The following is a 21,815-nucleotide window of genomic DNA, read 5'->3' on the forward strand; positions in this document are numbered from 1 at the left end:
GCGAGGACACGCCTTGCGGGAGTGGAGCGAGCCGGGGTTGAAAATCACCAGCCTCGCGCGGCAAAGCCTCTATCCTGGTGTGGATTCAGCGCTATGGAAACCACGACCCGAAGCAGCGTTCCCTACGTTTTTCGCCTGTTGGCCCGCGCCTACCCTGCCCAAAAGCTCTCGGGAGCCGCTTTCGAACAGTCTGTGGCCATCTTGCAGGGCTCGGAGTTCAGCGGCCTGATGACCCTCGAGACCCGCACCGGGCTGCTGGCCCGTGTCCTCTTTCAACAAGGCCGCTTGGTCTATGCCCTGCGCGGCGAGGTCGAAGGCGCCAAGGCCCTGGAGCAGCTTCGCGCCGAACCGGGCTTCAACGCCATTGCGCTGCACCCCCTGGAGGGTCCGGCGCTGGTGTTGGCCCTGGCGGCGGTGTTCGGCGAAGCGCGCTTGTTGGGGTACAGCACCGTCGTCAACGTCCCCGTCCTGCTCGAGCGCTTAGGCCAGGAAGGGTTCAGCGGGGTGGTGGCGCTCGAGCTAGGCCTCAACCTCAGGGCCTGGGTTTTGAGGGAGGGTGAGCTACTCGAGGGCAGCGAAGTGCCCGAGGGGGAGCAGCGAGGCCGCCTGAGTGAGCTGCGCTGGTCGGGGACACCCAACCCCGAACTCGGCGCTGTGGAGCCTGCCACCGCCGCCAGGGCCGCAGAAGCCTCACCCGAAGCGCTAGCTCTAGCCAGTCCCGGCGAACTCGAGGCGGCTGCAGAGGCCCTGCTCAACCCCGAGCGCATCTGGCAGGCCGCTCAGGAAGTGATCGGCAGCCGCTTCGGCAGCCGAGCGGCGGGGGTCATGGAGCGCTTCCGCCGCGATTACGGCGGCCTCGAGTCCGCCCAATTGCTGCAAAGCCTCTCGGCCCAGATCGAGAACGTCCTGGGCAGCTACTACGCCGAGCGCTTCCGTGAAATGGCAACCTTAGCCGAAGACTCAACGCCCAGCGCCGGTACTCAGAGCGATTCTCGTGGATAGCCCCCACACCCAAAACCGCTGTAGGGGCTATTTGTGGGAACGGTGATCGGGAGCTGTAGTATCATACCAGATTCGGTTAGTTCGTCACCATTCGGTGACGAACTAACCCGACCGAAGGGAGTGCTCTAGGATTCAAAAAGATAGCCCTTGGGTTTTTGGTTTTGAAGAGTATCTTTTTGAATCCGGTATCAGCTTCAGCAGCGGAGTCCCGTTTCGGCGAAAGCCAGCGTGATGAAGATCGCCTTGTTGGACGTCAGGACCCGGCCCGCGGTGAGGCGTTCGAAGATCAGGGCGTCCGGCCAGGTGGAGACTCAGGAAGGTGGCCACGCACAGGCTTTGACACAAAGGACTTGACGCCCTCTCAGCCGCCGACAGCTTCTGCGAGGAGCCCGACCACCCGTGCCAGGACCGCTTCCGCGACCTCGCCCTTGGTCATAAGGGGCAGGTGCTCGACCGCTCCGCCCGGCAGGAGCAGGCTAACGCGATTGGTGTCCACGGCAAAACCGGCGTCGGGGGCGCTGATGTCGTTGGCCACGATCATGGAAAGCCCCTTGCGCTCCAGCTTTTCCTGCGCGTTTTTCAGCAGATTCTCGCTCTCGGCGGCGAAACCCACCACCACCCTCGGTCGGCCCACCCGCTGGCGCTGCTCGGCCACGGCCAGCAGGATGTCCTGGGTGTGCTCGAGCTCGAGGCGGGGCAGAGCGCCCTTCTTGATCTTGTGGGCCTGGACCTGGCGGGGGCGGAAGTCGGCCACCGCGGCGGCCATGATCAGCGCGTCGGCCTCGCGCGAGAGCGCCAGCACGGCCTCGGCCATCTGGGCGGCGGTCTCTACGTCGGTGCGCTCGGCCCCGGTGGGGGTGGGCAGAGGGGCGGCGGTGGCCCCCACCACCAAGCTGACCCTGGCCCCCAGGTCCAGCGCGGCTTGGGCCAGGGCGAAGCCCTGCTTGCCCGAGGAGCGGTTGCTGAGGTAGCGCACCGGGTCGAGGGGCTCCTGGGTGCCGCCCGCGCTCACCACCACGCGCCGTCCAGCCAGGGGGCCGTTCCGGCTCAGGGCCAGGCGGATATGCCCCAGGATTTCGGCGGGCTCGAGCATCCGCCCCAGCCCCACCAGGCCCGAGGCCATGCGGCCTTTGGCCGGGCCTAAGACCTGCACCCCCCGCTGGCGCAGGGTCTGGAGGTTGGCCTGGGTGGCGGGGTGCTCGAACATGCCGCCGTCCATGGCGGGGGCCACCAGCACGGGGCAGCGCGCGGCCAGCGCACTCAGGATGAGCAGGTTGTCGGCCTGGCCCGCGGCCAGCTTGGCCAGGGTGTTGGCGGTGCAGGGGGCGATCACCAGCAAGTCGGCGCCCTCGCCCAATCCGACGTGGACCACGTGGGCGTCGCTGTCCCACAGGCTGGCGTGGGCCTTGCGCCCGGTGAGGGAGGCGAAGGTCAGCGGCGTGACGAAGCGCTCGGCCCCCTCGCTCAGGACCACGTCCACCAGGGCCCCGGCCTGGGTGAGCTTGCTGGCCAGGTCGGCGGCTTTGTAGGCGGCCACCGAGCCGCTGACGCCCAGCACAATGCGCTTGCCCTGCAATGGATTCACCGGTTGAGCTCCCAGATGATGCGCAGGCCGTCGAGGGTCAGCCAGGGCGCGATGATCTCGATGACCGGTGTCTCCCGCGCGATGAGCTCCGCCAGGCCGCCGGTGGCGATGACCTTCATCTCGGGGCCGAGCTCGGCGCGGAAGCGGGCCACCATGCCCTCGACCAGGCCCACGTAGCCGAACAAGAGCCCCGACTGCATCGAGTGGACGGTGTTGCGCCCGATGGCCGCGGGGGGCCGCTGTAGCTCGACCTTGGGCAGCTTGGCGGCCCGCTGGAATAAGGCTTCGGCGGCGATCCCGATCCCCGGCGCGATGGCCCCGCCGAGGTAATCCCCTTCGGCGGTGATGGCGTCGAAGGTGGTGGCGGTGCCGAAGTCCACCACGCAGGCCGGGCCGCCGTAGAGCTTCTGCACCGCGGCGGCGTCCACGATGCGGTCGGCGCCCACCTGGGAGGGGTCGTCGTAGCGCACCCGCACCCCGGTCTTTACGCTCGAGTCCACCACCAGGGGCTTCTTCCCCAGGTATGCCTGCACGGCCTGGACCAGCGTCCCCGTCAGCGGTGGCACCACCGAGGCCAGGACCACCGCGTCCACCTGGGCGGGCGAGTGGCCGCTGAAGGCGAGCAGGTTGACCAGGCTGATGCCGTACTCGTCGGGCATGCGCTGGGGGTCGGTGGCGATGCGCCAGCGCGGCCCCAGCTCGTCGCCCCGGTACAGGCCCAGCGTGATGCTGGTGTTGCCGATGTCGATGGCCAGCAGCATAAAACCTCCTCAGACTCCCTCGAGCAGCACGTTATCGATCAGCCGGGTCTTGCCGAAGTGGGCCGCCAGGGCGATGAGCACGTCGCCGCCGAGGTGGGTGAGGGGTTCGAGGTTCTCGGCGTCGACGATCTCGAGGTATTCGAGCCGGCACAAGGGCTCGGCCTCGAGCATCCGCCGCATCCCCTCCAGCAGCACCGCGGCCTCGCGCTCGCCCTCCCGCACCCGGTCTTGGGCCCAGAACAAAGCCCGCGAGAGCACCGTGGCGGCCTGGCGCTCGGCGGGGCTGAGGTACACGTTGCGCGAGCTCAGGGCCAGCCCGTCGGGCTCGCGCACGGTGGGGCAGACGACGATCTCGAGGTCGAAGTTGAGGTCGCGCACCATCTTGCGCAGCACGGCGACCTGCTGGGCGTCCTTCTGGCCGAAGTAGGCCCGCTGAGGCTGCACCAGGTGGAACAGCTTGCTCACCACCGTGGCCACGCCCCGGAAGTGCCCCGGACGGAAGCGGCCACACAGCCGCTCGGAGAGCCCCTCCACCGTGACGTAGGTCTGGTAGCCCGCAGGGTACATCTCGGCGGCCTCGGGGTGGAACAGGAGGTCTACCCCGGCGGCTTCGGCCATGGCACGGTCGCGCTCGAGGTCGCGCGGGTAGCGGGCGAAGTCCTCGCTGGGGCTAAACTGCGTGGGGTTGACGAAGATGCTCATGACCGTGAAGCGGTTCTGCGCGCGCGAAGCCTCCACCAGCGATAGGTGACCCTGGTGCAGATAGCCCATCGTGGGCACCAGGCCGATGCTCCCGACCTGACGCTCCTTCGCCAGGACCTCGCGCAGCTCGGGGATGGTTCGGACCAGGCGCATTCAGACCTCCTTTTCCAGGGCCTCGAGCACGGCCTCGTCCAGGCTGAAGGAGTGCTGCTCGGTGGGAAAAGCCCCTACGTCGACGTCGTGGAGGTACTGCTGCACCGCTTCGGAGCACAGCCCGTGCAGATCCTGGTATTTACGCACGTGCCGGGGGTTGAAGCCGGGGAACAGCCCCAGCATGTCCTGCGTCACCAGCACCTGGCCGTCGCACCCCGGCCCCGAGCCGATCCCGATGGTGGGGACCTCGAGCCGCCGGCTGAGCCAGGCGGCGAGCTTGTGGGGCACGAGTTCGAGCACCAGCGCGAACACCCCGGCCTCTTGCAGCGCCAGCGCGTCCTGCACGATCCGGCGGGCGGTCTCGAGGGTCCGGCCCTGTGCGCGATGCCCGCCGAAGACGTGGACCGACTGAGGGGTGTAGCCCAGGTGCCCCATCACCGGAATCCCCGCCGCCCGGATGGCCCGCACACTCTCCAGCACCTCCAGCCCCCCCTCGAGCTTCACCGCCTTGCAGCCACCCTCCTGCACCAATCGGCCCGCCGCGCGCACGCTCTCGTACACCCCCAGGTGGTAGCTCAGAAAGGGCATGTCGGCGATCACCAGCGCCCGCTTAGCACCCCGCGCCACGGCCTTGGTGTGGTGCAGCATGTCCTCGAGGGTAACCCGCGTGGTGTCCTCGTAGCCCAGCACTACCATCCCCAGCGAGTCCCCCACCAAAATCGCGTCGACACCCGCCGCGTCGAGGATCTGGGCGGTAGGGTGGTCGTAGGCGGTGAGCATTTTCAGCTTGCACCCGCGCCGCTTGGCCTCGACAAAGTCGGTAATCTTGACCGGTTCCATAAACTCCGCCTAGATGTTACCCCAGCGCCCCTTTCGGCGATTCGCCCACACCCCGAGGCCCCCACGGGGGAACAATTGGGCTCGCGGTAAGACCGGCCGTGCTGGCAAGCTAATTAGGGGTGCAGCCCGGTGAACTCCAGTCCCGTCGTCTCCGGCCAGCCCATGCGCACGTTGAGCGACTGGATGGCATGGCCGGCGGTGCCCTTGACCAGGTTGTCGATGGCGCTGATGACCACCAGGCGGCCCGTGTCCTCCTCGAGCTCGAAGCCGATGTCGCAGTAGTTGGTGCCCTCCACCACGCCCGGGTCGGGGTAGCGGTGGATGCCCTTCCTGAGCTTGACCATGCGGATGAAGGGTTCGGAGCCGTAGACGCTGCGATAAGCCTGCCACACGTCGCGCTCGCTCCAGCCGTCCTGCAGGAAGGTCTGGGCGATCATCAGGATGCCGCGCACCCGGTCGGTGGCGACGGCGCTGAGGTAGAGCTCGGGCTTGCCGGGCAGGTTCTCCAGGATTTCGGCGGTGTGGCGGTGCCCGGTGGGTTTGTAGGCCCGGATGGAACCCGCGCGCTCGGGGTGGTGCGAGGCCAGGCTGGGCTCGGCCCCGGCGGCGCTGGTGGAGATCATGACGGTGGCGAAGATGGGCTTGGGGGCCAGCACCCCCTCCTTGATCAGGGGGTAGAGCCCCAGCAAGACGGCGGTGGCGTTGCAGCCGCAGCAGGCGATGTAGTTGGCCTCCCGCAGGGCCTCGCGGTGCAGTTCGGGGTTGCCGTAAACCCACTGCCCGACCAGGTCGGGGCGGGGGTGCTCCTCGCCGTAGTACTTCCGATAGAGCTCGAGGTCCTTCAGCCGAAAGTCGGCGGAGAGGTCGAGGATGACGGGGGCGAGGCCCCGGTACTTCTCGAACTCTCTGGCTGCGACGCCGTGGGGCATGGAGAGCACCAGCACGTCGCAGGGCTCGAGGGCCGCGGGATCGACGAACTTGAGGTTGGTGCGGCCCCGCAGGTTGGGGTGGACCAGGCTCACCGGGTCGCCCAGGTAGCGCCTCGAGGTCACCTGCTTGACCTCGAGGTAGGGGTGTCCCAGGGCCAGCCGCAAGAACTCACCCCCGGCATAGCCGGAACCCCCGACGATGGAAACGGTCTTCTTCTCGTTCATCACAGCTCCAGATGGTATGCCCAGCCAGGCTTCATCCTATCGCGCTTTGCTTTGGGGTCGTAGGCCTTAAGTCGTACGCTAAACCCGGTATCGTGAGGAAGGCACGGCCATGAAGCCCTCCAAGCTCTCCCACGCCGTCGGCTTCGACGACTTCCCCTTCCCCCGTGACCACCGGGGCGACGTGGGCGTGGTGGGGGCGGTGTATGCGGGGGCGCGCCTCGAGGGCGTCCTGCGGGGGGAAATCCGCCGCGATGGCCTCAACAGTACCGCGACCATCGCAAGGCTGGTGCAGCAGTCGAAGTTTGGCGCCAACCTCCAGCTCGTCTTCCTGCAGGGCATCGCTATGGCCGGGTTCAACGTCGTGGACATCCACCACCTGGCCGAGTTGCTGGAGCGCCCCGTGCTGGTGGTCACACGTCGGATGCCCGACCTCGAGGCCATTCGGAACACCTTGCTCAGCAAAGTGCCGGGCGGGAAGCGTAAGTGGGCCCTCATCGAGAGGGCGGGCATCCCCGAGCGGGTGGCCGGGGTGTACGTCCAGCGGGCCGGGTTGAGCCTCGAGCAGACCGAGCAGGCCATCCGGCGCTTTGCCCTGCACTCCAACATCCCCGAGCCCCTGCGCACGGCCCACCTCATCGCGGGGGGAATCGCCACCGGGCAGAGCCGGGCGCGGCCCTGAGTCACGAGCGGCGGATGCTCCAGGCGTACTCGAGGATCTTCCCCGGGATGTCCACACCCGTCGTGCTCACCGAGTTCTTGAACTCCATGGTGTGGTTGACCTCGTTGACCAACAGCCCCCGCTCGCTCTCGAAGAGGTCGATGGCGACCACGCCCCCACCCACCGCCTTAGCCGCCCGCACGGCGACGTCGGCCAGTTCGGGTGTGACGGGGCAATTCGAGGCCTTACCGCCGCGGGCGGTATTGGTGATCCAGTGCTCGCTAGCGCGGTAGATCGCACCGATGCAGGTGTCGCCCACCACGAAGGCTCGGATGTCACGGCCCGGCTTGTCCACGAGTTCTTGGATGTAGTAGAGCTGGTGCTGGTAGCCGCCCAGGACTTCCTTGTGCTCCAAGACGGTCTCGGCAGCATCGCGGTCGTTGATCTTGGAAAGCAGGCGGCCCCAACTCCCCACCACCGGCTTCATCACCACCGGGTAGCCCATCTCCTCGATGAGCTTCAGGGCTTCCTCAGCCTCGGTGGCCAGGGCGGTCCTGGGCTGGGGCACGCCGTGGGCCTCCAGGGCACAGCTCGTGGCCCACTTGTCGCCACAGACCTCGATCACCTCAGGCCGGTTGACCACCGGGATGCCCAAGGAGCTCAGGTAGCGGCTCACCGCCAGGCCCTTGCTCTGGCTCACCAAGCGCTCGACGGCAGCGCTCACGCCCTCGAGCTCGGCAGGGCGCTCGCCCAGGCGCATGGGAAGCTGCTTGGCATAGATCTTCTTGAAGGGGATGCCCAAAGCCTCAGCCGCCTTGAAGAGCATCTCCTCGTCGGGGCGGATACGGTCGTAAAGGATGGCTAGCATAGGGTTCAGGGGGATGGGTTTAGGGTGTCGGGCAGGGGCTTTGCGTCAGCCCTGCACCCGACACCCCTCAGCCTACTTTACTCCCCCCAGTCCTCGGCCTCTTCGGGGGCGGCTTCTAGCTTGAGGGGGTTCAGGCCCGTGACTTCCAGCTCGGCTCCACAGGTGTCGCATACCACCAGCTCACCCAGCTCGGGGTTGTCCAGTTCGATAGGGCTTCCACATTCGATGCATTCGGCTGACATGATTTTCCTCCTCCATCGTATTGCCAACAGCTCATGGCGAGGCTTTGCTATCGGCCATGAGCCATGAGCTTCACACTTCCTCTTCCTCGCCGATCTCCGACCAGTCGGGGCTAAAGGTATAGCCGCACTCCGGACAGGTAACAGCCTCGCCTTCCTCCTCGACTTCGATGGGGGTCTCGCAGCGGGGGCAGTCCACGAAGAAGGCCTCCTCCCCACCTTCCACCACCACCACTTCCACGGGGTCGAGCGACAAGAACTCGAGCTCGGCACCACAGTTTTCACACTCCATCACGTCGCCTTCCACGAGCTCGTCGTACTCCTCGGCGGGGATGTAAATCGGATCATGACAAGCGGGACAAATCACCTCGACCTCGTCCATACAAGCCTCCAAGCTCTCCCAGTTTAAGGCGTGCCTTCCCCCGGAAATTTACCGTACTTGCGGTAGTACTCGAGGATGCTGCCCTCCTGGAGGGCCTCGAGCAAGAAGGCGGGGGGCGGGGTGAGCCGGAAGGTCTCACTCCCCCGGCGCAGCACCCCCTGCTCAAACTCCAGCTCGACCTCGTCGCCATCGTTCAGGACCTCCACCACCTCGGGGGCCTCGAAGGGCATGATGCCGAGGTTGACCAGGTTGCGGTAGAAGATGCGGGCGTAGCTCTTGGCGATGATGGCCCGCAGGCCCAGCTTGCGCAGGGCTTCGGGAGCGTACTCGCGGCTGCTGCCCAGGCCCGTGTTTCGCCCCGCTACCAAGATGTCGCCCGGCCTGAACCCCTGGGCAAACTCGGGGCGGAGGTGGGCGAAGGCGTAGGTGTGAAAGCGATCCTCGCCCACCATGAAGGGGGCGTACTTGCCCGGCAGGATGTCGTCGGTGTTGATGGAGTCGCCGAATTTCCAAACCCTAGGCATGAGTCTCCTCCCTCTCGAGCGCCTCCGGCGTGGTGATGAACCCGGCCACCGCGCTCGCCGCCGCCACCCGCGGAGAAGCCAGGTAGATCTCGGCGTCGGCGGCGCCCATGCGCCCCTTGAAGTTGCGGTTGGACGTGCTGACGCAGACCTCCCCTGGCGCCAGTACCCCCTGGTGGCGGCCCATGCAAGGCCCACAACCCGGCGTTCCCAGCGTGGCCCCGGCCTGCAGGATGGTGAGGAGCGTGCCGTCAGCGGTGGCCTCCTCGAGCACCTGCGAACTGGCCGGGATCACCAGCATCCGCACGCCGGGCGCGACCCTGCGCCCACGCAGCACCTCGGCCACCTCGTGCAGGTCGTCGAGGCGTCCGTTGGTGCAGGTGCCCACGAAGACCTGGTCCACCTTCTTGCCCATCACCGAGTCCACCGTCTGCACGTTGTCGACGTAGAAGGGCACCGAGACGCGGGGGGTCAGGGCCGAGAGGTCGATCTCCACCTCGCGCACGTAGGCCGCGTCCGGGTCGGGGTAGAGCCAGCCGGGCACGTCGTAGAGCTCCAGGATCTCGCCGCTGGGTACCACCAGCCCACACTTGGCCCCGGCCTCCACGCTGAGGTTGGCCAGGGTCAGGCGCTGGCTGCGGGTGAGGGATTCGGCGCCGTCCTCGAGATGGATCTCCACGCTCATGTACGTCGCCCCGTCGGCGGTGAGGACCCGGACCATCTCCAGCGCCGCGTCCTTCGCGCTCACCGCGGGGTTCAGCCGGCCCCGGAAGGTCACCTTCACGCTCTCGGGCACCCGCAGCCAGGTGCGGCCCGAGGCTGCCGCCAGCGCGATGTCGGTGGCCCCCATCCCGCTGCCGAAGCAGGCCACCCCGCCGTAGGTGGTGGAGTGGGAGTCCGAGCCCAGCACGATCCCGCCAGGCAATGCCAGCCGCTCCTCGACGAGCACCTGGTGGCAGATGCCACGCCCCACGTCGAAGACCCGGCAGCCGTGGCGCTTGCCCCACTCCCGGATCTCCTTCTGCGCCTTGGCCACCTCCACGTTGGCCGCCGGGGCCACGTGATCGATGACGATGGCCACTTTCTCCGGGTAGCGGGGCGTGGCCCCGAGCTGCTCGAGCCGCTTGAAGAAGCTTCCGGCGATGGAGTCCACCACCATCACCTGGTCGACCTCCACCACCACCAGCTCACCGGCCCGCACCTCGCGCCCGGCCCGCTGGGAAAGGATTTTTTCGGCTAGGGTTAGGCCCATCTTGACCTCCTATAATCAGCGTATGCGTCAGTACACGGTCTTGGTCTATGAAGACCCCGGGAAGTGGCTCGCGGAGTTCCCCGCCGTGCGCATGGAGGCGAAAGCCGCCTAGGCCGGATGAGGTGACCCGCAAGCTCAAACAAGCCGGGCTCATCGAGCGCAGTGCCAAGGGCGGGCACCACTTTTACCAGCACCCCGATGGGCGAAGCACCGTAATCCCCTTTCACAGTGGCGAATTGCCCAAAGGCACCGACGCCGGGATCGGCGAGGAAGAATACGGCAATCTCTGACATAACCCCTCAGTCTAGGTTCTCCAAGCGGGCGGTGGGCACTTCCTCCGGCAGCGCGTGCTTGCGGATGCCGTGGGATTGGGCGATCTCGAGCAGCAGTTCCTCGGGCTTCTTGCTGCGCCCGATCTCGTGGGTGCGGCTCTTGAACTCTTGGGTGATCTCCTTGGCCTGCTCCTTGGTGATCTCGAGCGCCTCGACCTCCTTGAGGTAGTAGTAGATCAGGTTCCAGCCCGATAGCGGCCCCAGCAAAAGCTGGTTCTTGTCCACGCCGAAGTCGTGGAGGTTGTGGGCCTCATAGACCTTCTTCTCGTTGAGTACGGCCTTCTGGTGGACCCCGGCGGTGTGGGTGCGGTTGGTGAGCGAGACCGGCTCGGTGTAGGGCACCAGGGTGCCCAGGATCGAGGCCATGAGCACGTTGAGGGGGTAGCACTGGCTGAGCTGGTACTGCTCGGCAAGCTCGGGGTGGTGCTTGGAGAGGTTGAAGAGCACCCCCGTCACCGAGGGGATCCCCGAGCGCTCGGCCAGCCCCCAGATGGAGGCGTCCACGTAGCGCACCCCCGCCCGCACGGCGGCGAGCACGTTGGCCAGGGCCAGGCCCCGGTCGTTGTGGAAGTGGCACTCGAGGTCCACGCCCGGGTAGCGCTCGCGCAGCGCGCACACCAGCGCCGTCACATCCTCTGGCTCGGCCATGCCCACCGTGTCGGGCATGCCCAGGGTGTCGACATAGGGAACGACCGCGTCGTAGAGCCGGAAGAGGTCCTCTTTGGGCGTGCGGAAGGCGTCCTCGGCGCTGAAGCGCAGGTAGAGGCTGGGGTGACGTTCACGGGTGCTGCGGATCACCTCCCTCGCCAGGGCGATGGCCTCCTCCAAGCCCTTCTGGGCGTTGTGTTGCTGAGCCAGTGGCGAGACGCCCAGGTAGAGGTTGAGCCCGTTGCAGCCGACCTCGAGCGAGCGCTCGATGTCGTCGGGGTGGCAGCGGCAGTGGGCCAGAAAGCGCAATTCCTGCTCGGTGAGGCTCCTGGCGTAGGCGATGAGCTCACGCACGTCCTGCTCTTCGGCCATACCCACCACGGGCGAGAAGAACTCGATGTGCGTGACCCCCAACTCGATGAGTCCCGCCAGCAGCAGCTTTTTCTCCTCGAGGGTGAAGCGATACTTTTCCGTATCGAACAGCAGCGGCGACTGCTGACCGTCGCGGAAGGTGGTGTCCACGATCTCGATGCGTCGGTTTTGTGCTTGGCCATTGCGCATGGTTCCCTCGAAGTCTGCAAAAAAACTCGGCCCGCGCGGTGAGGCGGGCCGGGATACGCAGTCGCGCGGACTAGCTCAGGCTAGCCCCCCGGCGACTGGTTTTTTTGCACTTAAGATCATCCCGGAAGCAAGGTTATACAAGGTATACCGGCTTGTCAAGATGGTGTACTCGGCCAAAGACGAACACGACGTCTTGCCCTGGCGGTAGAAGAGCTTGCTCAAAAAAGGGGGTATCCGGAGTTCTGGCCTCGTCCCGCGATACCCGTCTCGGCATTATCCTGCCACAGCCAGCCACCAGGGCCGCAGAGCCCCGAGAAGGAGGTGTGTGCTATGGGTTTGCGCAGTATCGTCCGGCAGGAAGTGGTGCGGGTCAGCTCCCAGACCTCGGTGGCGGAGGCCGCCAGGCTGAAGACAGACTGGTGGGCATCTTCACCCTCAACGACGTCCCCATCGGGGCGTGGAGTGCTTACCCAGCGGGCCAGGCGAGAGGCGTGAAGGCCGGTAGAATCGTCGTAACGACGATGAACCTGCAAGAAGCCCTCCGCCTGCCCGCCCTCAGCCGCGCCCGCGTGGTCGCGGCGGCTTCGAAGCTGGGCAACCGCGTGCTGGGCGCTCACGCCGTGGACATCCCCGACCCCCAGGAGTGGATCCGGCCCGGCTTCCTCTTCCTCACCACCGGCTACGCCTGGCCCCGCGAGGCGCAGGCCCTGCGCGCCTTCATGCGCCAGATCGCCCGGGCCGAGCCCGCGGCCGTCGTGCTGGCGGTGCCGCAGTTCTTCGAGCGCTTCCCTGAGGCCGCCCGCCAGGAAGCCGAGCGCGCGGGCATCCCGGCCATCGAGCTGCCCTGGGAGGTGCCCTTCTCGCAGGTCATCGGGGAGCTCAACCAGCAGCTTCTGGCCCAGCAGTACAGCGTCATCGAGCGCTCGGAGGCCATCCACCGCGCCTTGACCCGCTCGGCGCTCGAGGCCGGCGGCCTGCAGCCCCTGGCCGACGTGCTCAGCCAGCTCACCGGGCGCTCGGTAGTCTTCGAGGACCTCGAGGGCAACCTGCTGGCCTACGCCCTCACCGGCGGCGAGGACGAGTTGCGCCTGCGCTCCATCGCTTCCGGTGGGACCACCCCCGAGCTCAGCCACTACTTGCAGGAGATCGGCTTCGAGCGGCAGTTGCGGCAGAGCCTGGGGCCGCTGCGGCTGCCAGCGCGGCCCGAGATCGGCATGGTGGGACGGGTGGTCTGCCCCATTCGGCTGGGGGGTGAGCTGGTGGGCAGCGTGTGGTTGATCGAGGGGGAGGAGCCCCTCTCCGAACTCGACATGCGCGCCGCCGAGCACGCCGCGACGGTAGCGGGGCTGCACCTGATGCACCAGCGCGACATCGCCCAGCGCGAGGCCCGGCTGGGCTACGCCTTCCTCGACGCGCTGCTGGAGGGCCGCTTCGAGCCCACCCCGCACAACCTCGAGCGCGCCCGCTTGCAGGGCTTCCACCCCGAGGGCTGCTACTACCTGGCTTTGCTGGTGCTCGAGGAACCGGTCCCGCTGAGCCCGGAGGGCTTCAATCGCCGCGAGCGCCTGGCCGAGGACCTGCGTAAGCTGCTGCGCGAGCAGGGGCTGACCCCCTTGATCTCGGTCTTCCTCAACCAGATCCTCTTCCTGCTGCCCGAGGGCTTCGACGCCAATCGCCTGTGGGAGCGACTGCCGCAGAAGGGCCTGAGCCTGGGCCTCTCCCGCGCACGCCAGGGCTGGGCCGGGGTGGCCGAGAGCTACCGCGAATCGCAGGCCCTGCTGCCCCACCTGCGCCCCGGAGAACTCAGCACCTACGCCCAGCTCCTGCTGCCGCGGGTGTTGGCCGGGGATGCCCAGGCCCAGCAGGACCTGCTGCGCGAGCTGTTCGGACCACTGGAGGCCGAGCGCGGGCGCGAAGCGCTGCTGGAGACGCTGAAGGCGCTGGCCCAGCACGGCTTCCAGCTCAAGCGCACCGCCCACGCGCTGGGCGTCCACGAGAACACCCTGAGGTACCGGCTCGAGCGCCTCCAGCAGCTCACCGGTCTCGACCTGCGCGAGCCCCAGGCCCAGTTCCGCCTCCAACTCGGCTTGCAGATTTTGGAGTTAAATCACAGCAAATAGGGATGGAATTTGTAGTTTGACTCTATAGCCTGATCCGCTGGAACCCCATTAGGCTGTTGAGCCAAAGGAGGAGCACATGCCTACGACGGAGTCCCGCAACCAGGCGTTGCTGGAGTTGCGGCACAGGGTGGTCCCGCGCGGCGTCTCCCAGGTTCATCCGGTGGTGGTGGCCAAGGCCCAGGGGGCCAGGCTCTGGGACGTCGACGGCAAGGAATACCTCGACTGGATCGGTGGGATTGGGGTGCTCAACGTCGGGCACAACCACCCCCGCGTGGTGGCGGCGGTACAGGCGCAGCTCGAGCGCTTCACCCACACCTGCTTCCAGGTCACGGCCTACGAGCCCTACATCAAGCTGGCCCAGAAGCTGTGTGACAGCGCACCCGGTGCCTTCGACAAGAAGGCCTTCTTCGTCACCACCGGGGCCGAGGCCACCGAAAACGCCATCAAGATCGCCCGTGCTTACACCGGGCGGCCCGGCGTGATCGCCTTCAAAAACGCCTTCCACGGACGCACCCTGCTGGGCCTGAGCCTCACCGGCAAGGCCACACCCTACCGCCAGAACTTCGGCCCCTTCGCCCCCGAGGTCTACCACGCCCCCTACCCCTATGAGTACCAGGGCATCGACACCCGCCGGGCCATGGACGGCCTGCACGAGCTCTTCGACACCGCCATTCCCCCCGACCGCGTGGCGGCCATCATCATCGAGCCCCAACTCGGCGAGGGCGGCTTCGTGCCCGCTCCCGTCCCCTTCCTCAAGGCCCTGCGCAGCCTCAGCGCCAAGCACGGCATCGTGCTCATCGACGACGAGATCCAGAGCGGCATCGGGCGCACCGGCAAATTCTGGGCCATCGAGCACGCGGGCGTCGAGCCCGACCTGATCACGTTTGCCAAGAGCATCGGCGGCGGGCTGCCCATCGCCGGGGTGCTGGGCAAGGCCGAGATCATGGACGCGCCCCTGCCCGGTGGGCTGGGCGGCACCTTCGCCGGCAACCCCTTGGCCTGCGCGGCGGGGCTGGCGGTGCTCGAGGTCTTCGAGGAGGAGAGGCTCTTGGAGAAGGGCCAGCGGCTGGGCGAGCTGCTGCACGAGGGCTTCCGCAAGCTCCAAGAGCGCTTCCCCCAGATTGGCGACGTGCGCGGCTTGGGGCCCATGGTCGCCATGGAGCTCGTGCGCGACCGCCAGAGCAAGGCCCCCGACCCCGCCCTCACCACCCGGGTCTTCGACGCGGCCCGCGAGCGCGGCTTGCTCTTGATGAAGGCCGGGATGCACTACAACGTCATCCGCTGCCTGGTGCCGCTGGTGGCGAGCGAGGACGAGGTGCGCAAGGGCCTGGAGATCCTGGAGCACAGCTTCGAGGCCGCCACCGCCGAGGCATAGAGGGAAATTCGATGGCAGTGATCCGACCCTCAGCGAAGGTTCAGGCTCGAGCCCCCACCGGCACCCTCGCCGTCGAGAACCTCGTCAAGCGCTTCGGCGAGGTGACGGCGCTGGGCGGGGTGAGCCTGGAGATCAAGGCCGGGGAGTTCTTCACGCTGCTGGGGCCTTCGGGCTGCGGCAAGACCACCCTGCTGCGCATCATCGCTGGCTTCGAGCTGCCCAGCTCCGGCTGCGTGCGGCTGGGCGGCGAGGACATCACCGCCATGCCCGCCAACCGGCGCCCGGTCAACACCGTCTTTCAGAGCTACGCGCTCTTTCCCCACCTCAGTGTCTTTGAGAACGTGGCCTTCGGGCTTAGGAGCCGGGGTTTTCCCCAAGCCGAGGTGCACAAGCGGGTGGAGACGGTCATGGGCATGCTGCAGATCGAGCGCTTCATGGCCCGCTACCCCCATCAGCTCTCGGGCGGGCAAAAGCAGCGGGTGGCGATGGCGCGGGCGCTGGTCAACGAGCCGCAGGTGCTGCTCCTGGATGAACCCATGAGCGCCCTCGACGCCAAGCTGCGCGCCGAGGTGCAGGTGGGCCTGCGCCGCCTGCAGCGCAGCCTGGGCACCACCTTCATCCTCGTCACCCACGACCAGGACGAGGCTATGACCGTCTCCGACCGCATCGCGGTGATGCGCGAGGGCCAGGTGATCCAGGTGGGCACCCCCGAGGAGGTCTATGCCCGCCCCCGAACCTGCTTCGTGGCCGAGTTTTTGGGCGCGGCCAACCTGATCCCCGCAAGCCGCAACGGCAGCGGCGTGAGGACCGCGCTGGGTTACCTCGAGCTCCCCACCCTGCCCCAGTGGGAAGAGGGCAACCTGGCCATCCGCCCCGAGCGGGTGGAGATCGTGCCCGAGCCCAGGGGCTCCAACTGCCTGCGTGCCCAGGTGCGTGAGGTGGTCTATCGGGGCAGCCACCAGGAGGCCTGGCTCGAGCCCGGCGGCCTGCGCCTGCGCGCCGCCCCCTACCCTCCCCTGCGTCCGGGCGAGGAGGTCGTGGCCCATCTACCTAAGGACGCGCTGGTGGTGCTGGATGATTAGCCTCGGACACGAGACGCCGGCGTCGCACGTCCTACTTGTGTATTGCGCCTTCGGAGGCCGCCCGTGAGCCGCGTTCTGATCTGGTACGGCGAGCTCACCACGGCGGGGACGCTCTCGAGGCGCGGTCTGTTGTTCTTGCTGCCCGCGGCGCTTTGGCTGATGGCCTTTCTGGTTCTGCCCAGCCTGGCGCTCGTGGCGGTGGCTTTCGCCGAACGGGGCACGTACGGCGAGGTCGTCTGGACCTTCAGCCTCGAGAACCTCAAGCGCCTGCTGGGCTACGGGCTCTTCGGCTGGAGCCCCGACAACCTGCTGATCCTGGGGCGCTCGGTGTGGGTGGCCTTCGTGACCTCGCTCATCGCGGCGCTGCTGGCCTACCCCCTGGCCTTCTTCATCGCCAGCCGGCCCCCGCGCACCCGCTACCTGTGGCTGACGCTGGTCATCATCCCCTTCTGGACCAACCTGGTCATCCGCACCTACGCCTGGCAGCTGTTGCTCTCCCCCGAGCTGCCCTTTGCGCGCTTCGCGGCGGCGCTGGGGCTCGCGGAGCCGGGCGCGGCGCTCTATCCTGGCTCCTTCGCGGTCTACCTCGGTATGGTCTCGGCCTTCTTGCCCTTCATGGTGCTGCCGCTGTACTCCTCGGTCGAGCGCCTCGACTCCAGCCTCATCGAAGCGGCCAAAGACCTCTACGCCACCCCTGGCCGCGTCTTCTTCCAGGCCATTCTGCCCCAGACCCTACCGGGCCTCGCGGTGGGGATCATCCTCACCTTCATCCCAGCCATGGGCATGTTCGTCATCCCCGACCTGCTGGGCGGGGCCAAGTACCTGCTGGTGGGCAACCTCATCCAGCAGCAGTTCGGTGCCAGCCGCGACTGGCCCTTCGCCGCCGCCATCAGCCTAGGACTGATGGCCCTGACGCTGGTGGCCCTGCGGGTCTATCGGCGCAGCGGAAAGGACGTAGATCTGGTATGACGCTGAACGCTGAACGTCGAACGCCCTTTGCCCCCGTGCCACAGGCCACGAGCCACAAGCCTTTCGCTCTTGGCTACCGACTACCGACTCGACGTATTCTGGCGTTCGACACCGCCGGAGGCTGCTTATGAGCCGCCTGCACCCCGCCGTGGGCGTCACCGCCATCCTGACGCTGGGCTTCCTCTACCTGCCCATGCTGGCGGTGGCGGTCTTCTCGGTCAACCAGACCCGCTACGGGATGTCGTGGGGCGGCTTCACCTGGAAGTGGTACCAGAGCCTCTTCAACCCGGCGCTCTCGCCCGACCCCAAGCTCACCGAGACCATCCAGGCCGCCTTCGTGACGACGGTGGTGTTGGCGGTGGTGTCCACGCTGATCGCGACGGTGCTGGGGACGCTGCTGGCGATCGCCCTCGAGCGCTACCCCTGGACCCGGCGGGCGCGGGCCTTCCTCGACAACCTGCTCTACCTGCCGGTGGTCACGCCCGACATCATCCTGGCGGCGGCCTTGGTGGTGGCCTTCAGCGTGCTGCGGCAGGTCTCGAGCCTCTTCGAGCTGGGCTTGCCGGCCATGATCATCGGGCACGTGACCTTCCAGATCGCCTTCGTGGCGCTGGTGGTGCAGAGCCGCCTCAAGAGCTTAGGCGCAGACCTCGACGAGGCCGCGCGCGACCTCTACGCCTCGTACGGCTACTTCGTGCGGCGGGTGCTGCTGCCTTTGCTGGGGCCGGGGATTGTGGCCGGGGCCATGCTGGCCTTCACCCTCTCGCTCGACGACTTCGTCATCAGCTTCTTCACCGCCGGCCCCGACTCCCAGACCCTCCCGCTCATCATCTACGGCTCGGTGCGGCGCGGGGTCACCCCGCAGATCCACGCCCTCTCCACCCTGATCTTCCTGGCTACGGTCATTCTGGTGTTGCTCAGCGAGCGGCTCACCCGGAGGAGGAGCACATGAAAAAACTGCTGGCCCTGATGGCGTTCGTTTCATTGGCCTTGGCCCAGAACAAGGAGATGCGGCTGTTCATCTGGTCGGAGTACATCGACCCGGCCATCATCGCGGCCTTCGAGAAGCAGTACGGCCTCAAGGTGCGCATCGAGCTCTACGAGTCCAACGAGGACATGCTGGCCAAGCTGCAGGCGGGCGGGGTGAGCCAGTACGACGTGATCGTGCCCGGCGACTACATCATCCCCACCCTCGTCGCGCTCAAGCTGGTCCAGCCTTTGGACAAGAGCAAGATCCCCAACCTCAAGAACCTCGACCCCAAGTTCGCCAACCCGCCCTTCGACCCCGGCAACCGCTACTCGGCGGCCTACCAGTGGGGCATGTCGGGGATCATGTACCGCAAGGACAAGGTCAAGACCCCCCCGGATAGCTGGGCGGTGATCTTCGACCCCAAACAAAGCGGCAGCTACGTGCTCATGGACTCCATCCGCGAGATGATGGGCGCGGCGCTGCGCTACCTGGGCTACAGCATCAACACCCGCGACCCCAAGCAGGTGCAGGCGGCGGGGAAGCTCTTGCTCGAGGCCAAGAAGTCCAAGCGCGCCGTGGGCTTCGAGGGCGGCGTGGGCGCGAAGAACCGCCTGGTGGCCGGGAGCGCGACCTACGCGGTGGTCTACAACGGCGACGCCATCAAGGCCGCCTCCGAGAACCCCAACGTGGCCTTCGTGGTGCCCAAGGAGGGTGCCGCGCTGTTCTTGGACAACATGGCCATCCCCGCCAAGGCCCCCAACCCCGACGCCGCACACAAGTTCATCAACTTCATCCTCGACCCCAAGATCGGGGCGCAGCTCTCGAACTACAACCGCTACGCCACCCCCAACCAGGCCGCGCTGCCCTTCATCAACCAGGAAGACCTCAAGAACCCGGCCATCTACCCCACCCAGAGCGTGAAGGCCAAGCTCGAGTTCGTCCTCGACCTGGGCAAGGACGCGCGGCTTTACGACGAGGTCTGGACCCAGGTCAAGTCGCGCTAGGGGGCGTATGGACATCCAGAAGGCCAGCATCCCGCCGCCCGAGAGGGTCGATAGCGGATAGCTTGATAGCCAAAGACAAAACCCCCGTCGCGGGCTGTCCGAAGCCTCCGCGACGCATGATCTCGACCGAGGAACCCATGGCATACATCCAGCTCAAGACCCCCATCCCTGGCCCCAGGAGCCAAGAACTCAATGCCAGGCGCGCCGCGTCGGTGACGAGCGCCCTCGCGCAGGCCAACCCCATCGCGGTGAAGCGGGCCCACGGCTCGCTGATCGAGGACGTCGACGGCAACACCCTCATCGACCTGGCGGGCGGCATCGGCATGATGGCGGTAGGCCACACCCCGCAGGCGGTGGTGGAGGCCATCAAGGCTCAGGTAGGGGAGTTCATCCACGCCTGCTCCATCGTGAGCAACTACGAGGCCTACGTGGCGCTCTGCGAGGCCCTAAACCGCCTCACCCCCGGCGACTTCCCCAAGAAGACCCTGCTCAGCAGCGGAGGGGCCGAGGCGGTGGAGAACGCGGTCAAGTTCGCGCGGCGCTACACCGGGCGCCCCGGGATCCTCGTGTTCGAGGGAGCCTATCACGGGCGCAGCAACCTGACCATGGCCATGACCAGCAAGTGGGGATTGTTCAAGAAGGGCTTCGGTCCCTTCGCCCCCGAGGTCTACCGGCTGCCCCTGCCCAACCTCTACCGCACGCCCAAGGGCATGACCCCCGAGGAGTACGTGGAGTGGTGCTGCTGGAACCTCGAGAACGCCCTCACCGCCCACATCGACCCCAGCGCCCTGGCCGCCATCGTCATCGAGCCGGTGCTGGGGGAGGGGGGCTTTATCCCGGTGCCCCACGAGTTCCTGCGCAAGATCCGCGAGCTCTGCGACGCCACCGGCGCGGTGATGATCGCCGACGAGATCCAGTCGGGCTCGGGCCGCACCGGCAAACTGTGGGCCATCGAGCACTCCGGCGTCATCCCCGACCTGATCATCTCGGCCAAGAGCCTGGGCGCGGGCATGCCCATCAGCGCGGTCACGGGCCGTGCCGAGATCATGGACTCGCCCCACGTGGGCGGGGTGGGCAGTACCTACGGGGGCAACCCCCTGGCCTGCGTGGCCGCGCTGGCCGCGCTCGAGCACCTCTCCAAGCCCGAGACCCTGGCCCAGGCCGCCCGCGTCGAGCAGACCGTGCGCCGCACCTTCGAGCCCATGAAGGCCGAACTCCCGGTGCTGGGCGACGTGCGCGGCATCGGCGCGATGATGGCACTGGAGTTCGTGCGCGACCCCTTGAGCAAAGAGCCGTGGTCCGACTTCGCCATGAGCGCCATCAAGGAGGCCAGCCAGCGCGGCGTGGTGCTGATCCGGGCCGGGCTCTACACCAACTGCATCCGCTTCTTGCCGGCGCTCGAGATCCCCCAGGACATGCTGGAAGAAGCCCTGGGCGTGGTGAAGGAGGCCATCCGCGCCACGCACCAGGCCATGGCGGCGACGGCGTGAGGAAGCCGATGAAATGGTCGATGGTCGGTAGCCAAAAACTGCCGTAGGCAAGACACCGGTGGGTCGTGGTTTCTGGCGTATTGCGTACGACGCTCACCGAAGGAGGACCCCCATGAAGCACCTTCTGGCCCTTATCAGTGCGCTCGGGCTCGCGCTGGCTCAATCCAAAGAGCTGCGCATCTACACCTGGACCGAGTACATCGACCCCACCATCGTCAGCGACTTCGAGCAGCAGAGCGGGATCAAGGTCAACCTCAGCTACTACGAGTCCAACGAAGAGATGGTCGCCAAGCTGCAAGCGGGCGGGCTAGGGCAGTACGACCTGGTGATCCCCAGCGACTTCATCATCCCCAGCATGATCCAGCTCCAGTTGCTGCAACCGCTGGACAAGGGCAAGCTGCCCAACCTCAAGAACCTCGACCCCAAGTTCGCCAACCCGCCCTTCGACCCCGGCAACCGGTACACCGTGGGCTACTTGTGGGGCACCGTGGGCCTGATGTACCGCACCGACGTGTTCAAAACCCCGCCCACCTCCTGGAGTGTGATCTTCGACCCCGCCCAGCAGAAGGGGCGCTTCGTGCTTATGGACTCGCAGCGCGAGATGCTGGGCATCGCCCTGCGCTACGTGGGGCAATCGGTCAACTCCGCCGACCCCGCGGCCATGAAGAAGGCCATCGACGTGCTCTTGCAGGCCAAGAAGTCGAAGAACAGCCTGGGCTTCCAGGGCGGGGTCTCGGCCACCAAGGCGCTCTTGGCCGGGCAGGCGGTGGCGGCGGTGGTCTACAACCAAGACGCTTTGCGCACGGCGGCGGGCAACCCCAAGTACGGCTTCACCATCCCTAAGGAGGGCAGCACGCTGTTCATCGACAGCATGGCCATCCCCGCCAAGGCCCCCAACCCCGACGCCGCGCACCGCTTCATCAACTTCATCCTCGAGCCCAAGATCGGGGCGCGGCTGGCCGAATATCAACAATCCGCCACGCCCAACGCCCCGGCCAAGAAGCTCCTCAAGCCGAGCACCCTCAAGAACCCCGCCATCTGGCCCAGCGAGGCCCAGCTCAAGGTGCTGGAGTACATCCTCGACGCCGAGAAGAACTCCCGCCTCTTCGACGAGGCCTGGACCCAGGTCAAGTCGCGCTGAACCCCG

22 protein-coding genes are annotated in these 21,815 nt (G+C 67.0%); 11 read left to right on the forward strand and 11 right to left on the reverse strand.

Features of this window, described 5'->3' with window-relative positions; genetic code table 11:
• Positions 1 to 93 precede the first annotated feature (93 nt).
• The gene (locus B047_RS0113320) at positions 94 to 1,002 is read left to right on the forward strand and encodes a hypothetical protein (protein ID WP_018467466.1); all 909 of its coding nucleotides are present in this window, start codon (positions 94 to 96) and stop codon (positions 1,000 to 1,002) included.
• A gap of 361 nt (positions 1,003 to 1,363) precedes the next feature.
• Here B047_RS0113320 and coaBC read toward each other — a convergent pair whose 3' ends face one another.
• From coaBC to argC, 5 genes are all read right to left on the reverse strand, one after another.
• Entirely contained in the window at positions 1,364 to 2,587 is a 1,224-nt protein-coding gene (coaBC, locus tag B047_RS0113325; protein ID WP_026234884.1) for a bifunctional phosphopantothenoylcysteine decarboxylase/phosphopantothenate--cysteine ligase CoaBC, read from the reverse strand.
• Complete coding sequence (locus B047_RS0113330) at positions 2,584 to 3,348, reverse strand: type III pantothenate kinase (RefSeq protein ID WP_018467469.1); 765 nt, start codon at positions 3,346 to 3,348, stop codon at positions 2,584 to 2,586. The genes coaBC and B047_RS0113330 overlap by 4 nt, the downstream gene beginning before the upstream one ends.
• 9 nt (positions 3,349 to 3,357) lie before the next feature.
• Positions 3,358 to 4,203, reverse strand: coding sequence for a pantoate--beta-alanine ligase (gene panC, locus B047_RS0113335; protein WP_018467470.1), 846 nt, complete (start codon positions 4,201 to 4,203; stop codon positions 3,358 to 3,360).
• Positions 4,204 to 5,043, reverse strand: coding sequence for a 3-methyl-2-oxobutanoate hydroxymethyltransferase (gene panB, locus B047_RS0113340; RefSeq protein ID WP_018467471.1), 840 nt, complete (start codon positions 5,041 to 5,043; stop codon positions 4,204 to 4,206). It abuts the gene before it with no gap.
• 113 nt (positions 5,044 to 5,156) lie between these two features.
• Complete coding sequence (gene argC, locus B047_RS0113345; RefSeq protein WP_018467472.1) at positions 5,157 to 6,197, reverse strand: N-acetyl-gamma-glutamyl-phosphate reductase; 1,041 nt, start codon at positions 6,195 to 6,197, stop codon at positions 5,157 to 5,159.
• 109 nt (positions 6,198 to 6,306) lie between these two features.
• Between argC and B047_RS0113350 the strand changes: the two genes are divergently transcribed.
• Positions 6,307 to 6,876: an endonuclease dU gene (locus B047_RS0113350; protein ID WP_018467473.1), complete on the forward strand. Its 570-nt coding sequence runs from the start codon at positions 6,307 to 6,309 to the stop codon at positions 6,874 to 6,876.
• A gap of 1 nt (position 6,877) precedes the next feature.
• Here B047_RS0113350 and lysX read toward each other — a convergent pair whose 3' ends face one another.
• The 5 genes from lysX to B047_RS0113375 form a co-directional block, all read right to left on the reverse strand.
• A complete protein-coding gene (gene lysX / locus B047_RS0113355; RefSeq protein ID WP_018467474.1) occupies positions 6,878 to 7,723 on the reverse strand; it encodes a lysine biosynthesis protein LysX in 846 nt (281 codons plus the stop codon).
• A 77-nt stretch (positions 7,724 to 7,800) separates the two neighbouring features.
• Positions 7,801 to 7,965 carry a lysine biosynthesis protein LysW gene (lysW, locus tag B047_RS0113360; RefSeq protein ID WP_018467475.1) on the reverse strand — a complete coding sequence of 55 codons (165 nt, stop codon included), beginning with the start codon at positions 7,963 to 7,965 and terminating at the stop codon, positions 7,801 to 7,803.
• Positions 7,966 to 8,035: 70 nt separating this feature from the next.
• Positions 8,036 to 8,344, reverse strand: coding sequence for a hypothetical protein (locus tag B047_RS0113365; RefSeq protein ID WP_018467476.1), 309 nt, complete (start codon positions 8,342 to 8,344; stop codon positions 8,036 to 8,038).
• A gap of 23 nt (positions 8,345 to 8,367) precedes the next feature.
• A complete protein-coding gene (locus tag B047_RS0113370; RefSeq protein WP_018467477.1) occupies positions 8,368 to 8,868 on the reverse strand; it encodes a LeuD/DmdB family oxidoreductase small subunit in 501 nt (166 codons plus the stop codon).
• On the reverse strand, positions 8,861 to 10,117 hold the full coding sequence (locus B047_RS0113375; RefSeq protein ID WP_018467478.1) for a 3-isopropylmalate dehydratase large subunit: 1,257 nt from the start codon (positions 10,115 to 10,117) through the stop codon (positions 8,861 to 8,863). Before B047_RS0113375 ends, B047_RS0113370 begins: the two co-directional genes overlap by 8 nt.
• Before the next feature lie 122 nt (positions 10,118 to 10,239).
• Here B047_RS0113375 and B047_RS16835 point away from each other — a divergent pair, with 122 nt between their 5' ends.
• Positions 10,240 to 10,407, forward strand: coding sequence for a type II toxin-antitoxin system HicA family toxin (locus tag B047_RS16835; RefSeq protein ID WP_018467480.1), 168 nt, complete (start codon positions 10,240 to 10,242; stop codon positions 10,405 to 10,407).
• A gap of 9 nt (positions 10,408 to 10,416) precedes the next feature.
• Here B047_RS16835 and B047_RS0113390 read toward each other — a convergent pair whose 3' ends face one another.
• A complete protein-coding gene (locus B047_RS0113390; RefSeq protein WP_018467481.1) occupies positions 10,417 to 11,658 on the reverse strand; it encodes a LeuA family protein in 1,242 nt (413 codons plus the stop codon).
• A 521-nt stretch (positions 11,659 to 12,179) separates the two neighbouring features.
• Between B047_RS0113390 and B047_RS0113395 the strand changes: the two genes are divergently transcribed.
• From B047_RS0113395 to B047_RS0113430, 8 genes are all read left to right on the forward strand, one after another.
• Positions 12,180 to 13,778 (forward strand): PucR family transcriptional regulator, encoded by a 1,599-nt coding sequence (locus tag B047_RS0113395; RefSeq protein ID WP_018467482.1) that lies wholly within the window; start codon positions 12,180 to 12,182, stop codon positions 13,776 to 13,778.
• 76 nt (positions 13,779 to 13,854) lie between these two features.
• Positions 13,855 to 15,153, forward strand: coding sequence for a 4-aminobutyrate--2-oxoglutarate transaminase (gene gabT / locus B047_RS0113400; protein WP_018467483.1), 1,299 nt, complete (start codon positions 13,855 to 13,857; stop codon positions 15,151 to 15,153).
• An 11-nt stretch (positions 15,154 to 15,164) separates the two neighbouring features.
• Positions 15,165 to 16,235: an ABC transporter ATP-binding protein gene (locus B047_RS0113405; RefSeq protein WP_040779893.1), complete on the forward strand. Its 1,071-nt coding sequence runs from the start codon at positions 15,165 to 15,167 to the stop codon at positions 16,233 to 16,235.
• A gap of 63 nt (positions 16,236 to 16,298) precedes the next feature.
• Positions 16,299 to 17,204, forward strand: coding sequence for an ABC transporter permease (locus B047_RS0113410; protein WP_018467485.1), 906 nt, complete (start codon positions 16,299 to 16,301; stop codon positions 17,202 to 17,204).
• A gap of 127 nt (positions 17,205 to 17,331) precedes the next feature.
• Entirely contained in the window at positions 17,332 to 18,156 is an 825-nt protein-coding gene (locus tag B047_RS0113415; RefSeq protein ID WP_018467486.1) for an ABC transporter permease, read from the forward strand.
• Complete coding sequence (locus tag B047_RS0113420; protein WP_018467487.1) at positions 18,153 to 19,178, forward strand: ABC transporter substrate-binding protein; 1,026 nt, start codon at positions 18,153 to 18,155, stop codon at positions 19,176 to 19,178. The genes B047_RS0113415 and B047_RS0113420 overlap by 4 nt, the downstream gene beginning before the upstream one ends.
• Before the next feature lie 137 nt (positions 19,179 to 19,315).
• Complete coding sequence (locus tag B047_RS0113425) at positions 19,316 to 20,668, forward strand: aspartate aminotransferase family protein (protein ID WP_026234885.1); 1,353 nt, start codon at positions 19,316 to 19,318, stop codon at positions 20,666 to 20,668.
• A gap of 112 nt (positions 20,669 to 20,780) precedes the next feature.
• Entirely contained in the window at positions 20,781 to 21,809 is a 1,029-nt protein-coding gene (locus tag B047_RS0113430) for an ABC transporter substrate-binding protein (RefSeq protein WP_018467489.1), read from the forward strand.
• Positions 21,810 to 21,815 lie beyond the last annotated feature (6 nt).

Source organism: Calidithermus timidus DSM 17022 (assembly GCF_000373205.1).
In the GTDB taxonomy this organism is placed as follows: Bacteria; Deinococcota; Deinococci; order Deinococcales; family Thermaceae; genus Calidithermus; species Calidithermus timidus.